General features: G+C 37.0%; 8 protein-coding genes. 2 read left to right on the top strand and 6 right to left on the bottom strand.

Annotated features, from left to right (window positions below; all coding sequences use genetic code 11):
• Positions 1–175 precede the first annotated feature (175 nt).
• Together zapE and RFW85_RS17065 are read right to left on the bottom strand one after the other, a co-directional pair.
• Positions 176–1,318, bottom strand: coding sequence for a cell division protein ZapE (gene zapE, locus RFW85_RS17060; RefSeq protein ID WP_002117902.1), 1,143 nt, complete (start codon positions 1,316–1,318; stop codon positions 176–178).
• Positions 1,319–1,395: 77 nt separating this feature from the next.
• Positions 1,396–2,418 carry an AraC family transcriptional regulator gene (locus RFW85_RS17065; protein ID WP_216076539.1) on the bottom strand — a complete coding sequence of 341 codons (1,023 nt, stop codon included), beginning with the start codon at positions 2,416–2,418 and terminating at the stop codon, positions 1,396–1,398.
• 121 nt (positions 2,419–2,539) lie between these two features.
• Here RFW85_RS17065 and RFW85_RS17070 point away from each other — a divergent pair, with 121 nt between their 5' ends.
• Together RFW85_RS17070 and RFW85_RS17075 are read left to right on the top strand one after the other, a co-directional pair.
• Complete coding sequence (locus RFW85_RS17070; RefSeq protein ID WP_170248489.1) at positions 2,540–4,087, top strand: NAD(P)/FAD-dependent oxidoreductase; 1,548 nt, start codon at positions 2,540–2,542, stop codon at positions 4,085–4,087.
• 46 nt (positions 4,088–4,133) lie between these two features.
• Positions 4,134–5,045: a lysine exporter LysO family protein gene (locus RFW85_RS17075; RefSeq protein ID WP_170247710.1), complete on the top strand. Its 912-nt coding sequence runs from the start codon at positions 4,134–4,136 to the stop codon at positions 5,043–5,045.
• Here the strand turns inward: RFW85_RS17075 and pyrF are convergent.
• The 4 genes from pyrF to rpsA form a co-directional block, all read right to left on the bottom strand.
• Positions 5,042–5,740, bottom strand: coding sequence for an orotidine-5'-phosphate decarboxylase (pyrF, locus tag RFW85_RS17080; RefSeq protein ID WP_170247918.1), 699 nt, complete (start codon positions 5,738–5,740; stop codon positions 5,042–5,044). The genes RFW85_RS17075 and pyrF overlap by 4 nt on opposite strands.
• A 177-nt stretch (positions 5,741–5,917) precedes the next feature.
• Positions 5,918–6,283, bottom strand: coding sequence for a lipopolysaccharide assembly protein LapA domain-containing protein (locus RFW85_RS17085; protein ID WP_033849878.1), 366 nt, complete (start codon positions 6,281–6,283; stop codon positions 5,918–5,920).
• 25 nt (positions 6,284–6,308) lie between these two features.
• Positions 6,309–6,611: an integration host factor subunit beta gene (locus tag RFW85_RS17090; protein WP_002121337.1), complete on the bottom strand. Its 303-nt coding sequence runs from the start codon at positions 6,609–6,611 to the stop codon at positions 6,309–6,311.
• A 156-nt stretch (positions 6,612–6,767) separates the two neighbouring features.
• Positions 6,768–8,441, bottom strand: coding sequence for a 30S ribosomal protein S1 (gene rpsA / locus RFW85_RS17095; protein WP_002121348.1), 1,674 nt, complete (start codon positions 8,439–8,441; stop codon positions 6,768–6,770).
• Between the last annotated feature and the right edge of the window lie 97 nt (positions 8,442–8,538).

Here is an 8,538-nt window from a genome sequence, read left to right on the forward strand (position 1 = left end):
GTTTAAAATCTTGCTGCACTTTTGTTGCACTTGATTTTAAATTCTATGCAAATTGAATTGCAAGCAAATTAAATATAATTTATAAGTCATTGTTTTTTATAATTATTAAACAAATGAAATTTGATTAAATTTAATAAAAAGCGCTCAATTTAGAGCGCTTTTCATATCCACTTTCTTAAGAAGTTTTAGTAGCATCAATATGACGATGTTCAGAGTGTAAATATTCATCAGATTGCATTTCTAGCAAACGTGAGCGCGTACGTTCAATTTCAAATGCTAATTTTTCACCTTGATAGATATCAATAATACTATCTTGAGACGTTAAAAGTAATTTCACTCCACGATCATAGAATTCATCGACTAGATAAATAAAGCGACGAGTACCTTCTGACAAGAAATCTGTCAAATGAGGAACATTACTGACTAGAACCGTATTATAAATATTTGCAATTTCAATGAAATCTGCTGGGCTACGTGGTTTAAAGCAGAGTTCAGAAAACTCACACCACAACACATCTTCTGTATGCCCCAGAGTTTCGACAACACGATTATTAATCACAATCGGCTCTTGAGAATGAGCTTGTGTATGAGTTAATGCACTAAAACGTTCGGCCATCCAGCTTTGTGCTTCATTCGTTAATGGCGATTTGAATAATTGAGCTTGTTTTAGTACACGCAAACGATAATCCACACCTGCATCTACATTTAAAACAGCACAGTTCTTTTTAACCATTTCGATGGTTGGCAAGAAACGATCACGGTGAATACCGTTTTTATATAAGCCATCGGGTGCAATGTTTGATGTTGCAATTAATGTCACACCACGCACAAATAATTTTTGGAATAAATCGCTCAAAATCATTGCATCTGTTACGTTTGAGACAAAGAATTCATCAAAACAAATAACGACAGCATCTTTATAGATTTGGTCAGCTACGATTTCAAGTGGATTACGTTGGCCCGAAAGCTTATTTAGTTCTTTATGAACATGTTGCATGAAATGATGAAAATGCATACGCGTTTTACGGCGAAATGGCACAGACTCGTAAAATTGATCCATAAGCCAAGTTTTACCACGGCCTACTCCGCCCCACATATATACACCTTTAGGTGAAGTTTGGCGACGAAAACGACGGAAAGCTTTTTTTGAAGCTTTATAACGGTTTAAAAGTTCTTTCCATACGCGATCTAATTCTTGCACTGCCTGTGCTTGCGCTTCATCTGCCATAAATTGACCTGAAGCTAAAGCCTCAGCATAGCGTTCTGCTGGGGAAGAAGGTGTGAATGCAGTACTATGAGAAGATTTTAAATTTAACATATCGTTTTATTTCAATTTTAACTGATGAGAGTATAGCGAACATTTTGTTCAACCACATTAGCTTTTAGCATCAAGAGTTACGACGATGACTCTTTTGCATATTGTCGAGGACTCTGTCCAAACCATCGTTTAAATGCATGATTAAATGCCGCTGGTTCAGAATAGCCGAGTAATTCGGCAACAACTTCTATTGAGTATTCCCTATATTCCATAAGCTTCAATGCCTTATTCTTGATAATTTGTTCACGAATTTGCTTATAACTCGTATTTAGCTGTTGCAGTTGATGCCTTAATGTCCTTTCAGGCATTTTCAATGCAAAAGCCGTTTCCGCCATGCTCGGGATAATTCCTTGTTGCAATTCAAGATAATCTTGCACACATTGTATGATATGTGGAGTTTGATGATCTTGTTGATTTAATCTTGTTATTTCTGCAATACATTTTGATTCATAAATACGATGTGTAATGATATCGGCAGAAGGAATTTGAATTTCAAGTACATCCTTACTTAGGCTAAATGCCGCATATTTACCATTAAAATGCACATCTTCGCCATAATATGCAAAATAGCGTGACAAAGTTTCTATATCAGTAGGTTTTTCAAATGGAAGTTCTATACGCATCGTAGGCATTTGTAATCCCATCATCGTATAAATATCTTGAATAAACTTATAAGTTCCAGAGACTTCACATTGTGCCCGTAACTGCCCAATTTCCGTTTTTAAATCAACAGGCAAATAATTTAAAATCGTCCGCTCATCAGTTTCGTATAAAGCTAAGCTACCAAATAAATGCGTAAGCTTTTGATATTTTATACCCTTATTTAAAGCAGTTTGAATATCATTACTTGTGACAAGTAGCATAAGCAATGGGCCGTAACCGGCTAAAGCATAATGCTGTCCAATAAATAAACCCTTTTCAGGCTCTACATTTTTACTAATTATTTGTTGAATGTCCCATTCAAGGCGATCATGAATTGTAGAACTCGGGTCTAAAGCATCAACTTTAATACCTATATCAGCCAAACGTGAGTCGACATCAATGCCAGCATTCCGCATTCCTTGAATTAAATAAATTAAACCAAGTATCGACCGTTTCATTCTTCTATCAATTTCCCTAGACTGAAATGTTTTACTATAAAGAAGCAAGAAAATTAATTGCCGAATCTATCAATTTTCACGTCGTTACAATCATGTTTAAACTGATTAAAAAGCGTTAGTCTTGCGAGCAATCCTCTTTTCAGCTTATGCAGGGTTTCCAATGCTAAACACAAAGCAAGATGCTATTCAAAAAACTAAAATCGCTATTATTGGTGCTGGCTTTGGTGGCCTAGCAATGGCAATCCGTTTACTACAAAATCAACAGCAAGATTTTGTTATTTTAGAAAAATCAAACGATGTCGGCGGAACTTGGCGAGAAAATCGTTATCCAGGTGCAGCATGTGATGTTCAATCTCATATGTATTCATTATCTTTTGCACCAAAAACAGATTGGACAAAACGCTATGCTGAGGGGCCAGAGATCTTTAATTATATTCAAGACATTACACAGAAATATAAAATTAAAGATTACTGCAAGTTTAACCATGACGTAACTCATGTCGAATATGATGAAACACGTCATGTGTGGACTCTAGATTTTAACAACCAACCTTCTATAGAAGCGCAATTTATAGTTTTTGCATCTGGCCCCCTACACATCCCACAAATTCCTCCTATCAAGGGGATAGAGAAATTCAAAGGAAAAGTATTTCATTCCTCACAATGGGCACATGACTATGACTTAAACGGAAAGTCAGTCGCATCTATTGGTACAGGTGGTAGCGCAATTCAATATATTCCTGAAATAGCCAAAGATGTTAAACAGCTCTATGTATTTCAAAGAACAGCCGCATGGGTAATACCACGAGATGAGCGTAAATATTCAAGCTTAAGTAAAGCATTATTCAAATCTTCTAATATTTATCGCCAGCTTCATCGTAGTCGACTTTACTGGAGTAATGAATCTCGCGTTGTACCCATTGTTCAACCTCAAATCATGAAGTATGGCCAAAAATTGGCAGAAGCATTCATACGTTTTCAAGTTAAAGATAAAGATTTAGCAAAAAAACTTACACCTGATTTCGTTATGGGATGTAAACGTATTCTTATCTCAAATAAATACTTTCCTACTTTTAACCGAAAAAATGTTGAGCTAGTCACTGATAGTATTCAAGAGATTAAAGAAAACAGTATTGTTACCAAAGATGGACGAGAACGCCCTATTGATTGTTTAATTTACGGTACAGGTTTTATTACTGACCCACGTATTTATTTAAAACATTTCACATGTATCGGACGTAATCAAATCGAGTTAAAACAAGCATGGAAAGATGGTGCTGAAAGCTATTACGGCATTATGACCAAAAACTTTCCTAACCTATTCCAATTGGTAGGTCCTAATACAGTTCTAGGCCATAATTCGATTATTTTTATGATTGAATCTCAAGTAAATTACATTTTACAGCTTATTCAGTTAGTAGAAGAGTCTGGTCAAAAAGCAATTGAGATCAAACCAGATGTTCAAGATGCTTTTAACGAACGTGTTCAAAAGCAGCTTCAAGGAACTGTATGGCAAGCTGGTGGGTGTAGTAGCTGGTATCAATCTACCGATGGTAGAAACTTTTCACTATGGCCAACTTACACATGGAAGTATTGGTTAGAAACTCGTAAAGTTAAGCCCAATGACTACTTACTTTTAAATAAAAGCTCACAGAGCTATGCAGCTTAAAATGTTCAAGACATAATAGGTAGGTTAATAACAATCTACCTATTATATGCAATCTTTTTATCTCATTATTCAAATCTTTTTAGCACTTGCTTCCGGTTATTTCCTAGCACCCAAACTATCTCTAAATATCCGACACTTTATATTTAAAATACTGCCCTATTTTTCTTATATTCTCTTAGCGAGTGTCGCTTTGGAATTAACCTTAGCACTTGATCAAATCGAGAATCCTTCTACCATACTTCCACCCGCTATTATCATTGCGCTTACAACATCTTTTGGTTCGTTCTTTACGTGTTTATTAGCTTATACAATTTTTGATAAACAAAGCATCAAAGGAAAAATCTCTCTACAACTTTTTGTAAATGCTTTAAAGAATATTGCGAAGGCTTTTTTTGCATTAGGTGTCGGTGTTTTATTCGGCGCTATCATTACTCAATTCACCTCACATATCGCATTTAATAGCTGGTATTTATTATTACTTTTTATTTTCTTAATTGGTATTGAACTTGCCTTTACCCACTTTAACCGCACTTGGTTAAGCTGGAAGATTTTAATTGTACCGTTAGCTGCTTTTATAGGGTCATGTATAGCGGGCTTTTTGAATTACTATTTACTTCACAAACATTTTACACTTAATGAAACTTTAGCTTTAGCACAAGGTTATGGCTGGTATTCAATGTCAGGGATTTTATTTACACAATTACACTCGGCAGAACTAGGTGGAATTGCCTTATTAACTGATTTATTTAGGGAAATCGTTGCTATTTTTCTAATGTATACGATGGGATGGCGTTTTCCACGCCCGGCTATCTCAAGTGCTGGCGCAACGTCAATGGATGCTACCTTAGCCATGGTAAAACAGTCATGCGGTACACATTATGTACCACATGCCATGATGAGTGGCTTATTATTAAGCCTACTCGCGCCGCTATTAATTAGCTTATTTCTAAATTTTTAGGCAATTGAAGCCAGAATAGATTTCAACATTTCTGTTGGGTTTTCTGCTTTAGTAATCGGTCGACCAATAACCAGATGTGTGGAACCATCAAGCATAGCTTGCTTCGGAGTTACAATACGTTTTTGGTCGTCTGCATTAGAACCCTCTGGACGAATACCTGGTGTTACTAAAGAGAAGTCTTGCCCAATTAATTCACGAAGAATCTTAGCTTCCTGAGCTGAACAAACTACACCATCCAAGCCACTTTCCTGAGTTAATTTAGCTAAGCGCTTTACATGTTCAACAGGTTCAATATCTAGACCAATATCTCTTAGATCTTCACGTCCCATTGATGTGAGTACTGTCACAGCAATAAGTTGGGTTTGATAGTTACCTGCTTTTAAACGCTCCACACAGGTTTCCATCATTTTACGTCCACCTGACGCATGAACATTTACCATCCATACTCCTAAATCAGCTGCTGCACATACTGCTTGGGCTGTAGTATTAGGAATATCATGAAATTTAAGATCAAGAAAAACTTCAAAATTTTGTTCTTGCAGTTTTTTTACAACAGATGGGCCTTCATGAGTAAAAAGCTCTTTACCCACTTTTACACGACATAAAGCAGGATCAAGCTGTTCAACAATTTTTAAAGCGTCATATTGGCTTTTTGCATCTAACGCAACAATGATACTCAAGAGACTTTCTTCCATCATATAAAATCAGCATTATTATAATAGACAACTCATGAAGGAATAAAGGAATGTAGAGAACTGCTTTCTAAAATTAAAGCGATAAGAACAAAAGCGTTTATATTTAGAAGAATAAAAGAAGAGATAAAATTTAGAAAGATACTACTCTTTACTCATTAATAAAGAGTAGTATGGGGATTATAGCGGAGTAGAGTTTTTATCTTGCGGATAAATATCTACAACGGTTTTTTCATGTCTTACATTTGCAGCTGCTTCAGCTGCCGCTAATTGAGCACTTTGGATTTGTTCTTTTCTTAAATGGTCAATATCTTTACGCAGGCGTTTAATTTCCCAACTTTTTTGGAATACCCTGAAAACTTGCACACCTAATAAAAGACCAACCACAGTTCCTAGTACTAATGTGAGTAGCAATAATAAGCCTAAACGCATAGCTGGAACTTGAGTAAATAACAAATCAACAGAAAGTTCTGTTGGATTCTGCAAAACAAGTGCTAAAGAATAGCCAAATACAACAATAAGCAATGCAATTAAAATATAACGCATAGACACCCCGACTTATAAATTTTATTTATTTCCCAGATTCGTTTACTGCATCACGAAGGGCTTTTCCGGGTTTAAAATGTGGAACAGCTTTAGCTGCAACTTCAACTGATTTTCCTGTTTTAGGATTGCGACCAACTCTTGGATCACGGTGGTGTAAAGCAAAGCTACCAAAACCACGGATTTCAATTCGATTATCAGTTGATAGTGCTTCTATCATTTGATCAATCATAATTTTAACCGCCTCTTCCACCAAAGGTTCAGCTAAGTGTGGGTTTTTTAGCGCAATGCGTTCAATCAAATCAGACTTATTAAGAGCTTCAGTAGTCATCTACGACCTCGTTATTTATTGCTACTCTATGTCGTTCGATAATAACCTGTTTAAATACAAAACGGTAGCGCAGTATGTTGAATACTAGGCTACCGTTTACAGTAATTTGTATAAAAAGTACAATTCCGTTACATGAAACTGTACTTTGTTAACTTATTACTTCATTTGTGCTTTGATCAAGTCACCAATAGTCTTAGGACCATTGTCTTGACTTGTTGTTGCTGTACGCAAGCTAGCAACTGCTTCTTTCTCTTCAGCTTCGTCTTTCGCTTTGATAGACAAGTTGATAGAGCGAGATTTACGATCAACGTTAATGATCTTCGCTTCAACTTCTTGACCAACTTCTAAGAATTTAGTCGCATCTTCTACGCGGTCGCGATTGATTTCAGAAGCTTTAAGAGTTGCTTCAACTTCGTCAGCTAACTTAACAGTTGCGCCACGAGCATCAACTGCAGTTACAGTACCTTTAACTAAAGCACCACGTTCGTTAGCAGCTAAGAAGTCATTGAACGGATCGCTGTTCAATTGCTTGATACCAAGGCTGATACGGTTACCTTCAGCGTCTACAGACAAGATAACAGCTTCAACAGTGTCACCTTTCTTGTAACGACGAATAGCTTCTTCACCTTGCTCGTTCCAAGAAATATCAGACAAGTGTACTAAACCGTCGATACCACCGTTCAAGCCAATGAAGATACCAAAGTCAGTGATAGACTTGATAGTACCAGATACTTTTTCGCCTTTCTCATGAGCTTTAGCAAACTCTTCCCATGGGTTAGCACGAGTTTGTTTGATACCAAGGCTAATACGACGACGTTCTTCATCAACTTCAAGAACCATAACATCAACTTCATCACCAATCTGAACAACTTTAGATGGGTGGATGTTTTTGTTAGTGTGGTCCATTTCAGAAACGTGAACTAAACCTTCAACGCCTTCAGCGATTTCAGCGAAACAACCGTAGTCCGTTAAGTTAGTTACGCGAGCTTTAACGATAGAACCTTTAGGGTAACGGCTCATGATCGCTAACCATGGATCTTCGCCTAATTGTTTAAGGCCTAAAGATACGCGGTTACGTTCACGGTCAAATTTAAGTACTTTAACAGTAACTTCTTGACCAACTTCAACAACTTCTGAAGGGTGCTTGATACGCTTCCAAGCCATATCTGTGATATGTAGAAGACCATCAATACCGCCAAGATCAACGAATGCACCGTAATCAGTAAGGTTTTTGATTGTACCTGTAACTGTTTGACCTTCTTCAAGTTGAGCAAGTAATGCTTCACGGTCAGCAGAAGATTCAGCTTCCATAACAGCACGACGAGATACAACAACGTTATTACGTTTAGCATCAAGTTTGATTACTTTGAACTCTAACTCTTTACCTTCAAGGTGAGTAGTGTCACGGATAGGACGAGTGTCAACTAATGAACCTGGTAAGAATGCACGAACAGGACCGATGTCAACAGTGAAACCGCCTTTAACTTTACCAGAGATAACACCAGTAACGATTTCGCCATCTTCAAAGATTTTTTCAAGTTTAGTCCAAGTTTCAGCACGCTTAGCTTTTTCACGTGATAAAACTGTTTGACCCATACCGTTGTCAAGAGCTTCAACAACTACGTCAACAGTATCACCAACCTGAACTTCAAGTTCACGTTGTTCATTTAAAAATTCAGCACGGTCAACAATGCCTTCAGACTTTAGGCCAGTGTCAACAGTTACCCAGTCGCTATCGATGTTTACAACAACACCTTGGATGACTGCACCCTTTTCAACGTTGAGGTTTAATTCACTTTCTTCAAAGAGGGCTGCAAAAGATTCGGTCATGATATACCTGATAAATTCAGCGGTCTTGGATCAGACAAGGCCGGTTTAGTTAAGTATCAACATAGTCTTTATAGACTGATCAAGCTATGCTTCAACT

It is taken from the genome of Acinetobacter sp. 12966, assembly GCF_031196995.1.
GTDB classification, from domain to species: domain Bacteria; phylum Pseudomonadota; class Gammaproteobacteria; order Pseudomonadales; family Moraxellaceae; genus Acinetobacter; species Acinetobacter geminorum.

Excerpts from the sequence above, each read along its gene's own strand:
- zapE (WP_002117902.1), bottom strand. The coding sequence starts at position 1,318 with ATGTTAAATTTAAAATCTTCTCATAGTACTGCATTCACACCTTCTTCC.
- RFW85_RS17075 (WP_170247710.1), top strand. The coding sequence starts at position 4,134 with ATGCAATCTTTTTATCTCATTATTCAAATCTTTTTAGCACTTGCTTCC.
- rpsA (WP_002121348.1), bottom strand. The coding sequence starts at position 8,441 with ATGACCGAATCTTTTGCAGCCCTCTTTGAAGAAAGTGAATTAAACCTC.
- RFW85_RS17065 (WP_216076539.1), bottom strand. The coding sequence starts at position 2,418 with ATGAAACGGTCGATACTTGGTTTAATTTATTTAATTCAAGGAATGCGG.
- RFW85_RS17085 (WP_033849878.1), bottom strand. The coding sequence starts at position 6,283 with ATGCGTTATATTTTAATTGCATTGCTTATTGTTGTATTTGGCTATTCT.
- RFW85_RS17090 (WP_002121337.1), bottom strand. The coding sequence starts at position 6,611 with ATGACTACTGAAGCTCTTAATAAGTCTGATTTGATTGAACGCATTGCG.
- pyrF (WP_170247918.1), bottom strand. The coding sequence starts at position 5,740 with ATGGAAGAAAGTCTCTTGAGTATCATTGTTGCGTTAGATGCAAAAAGC.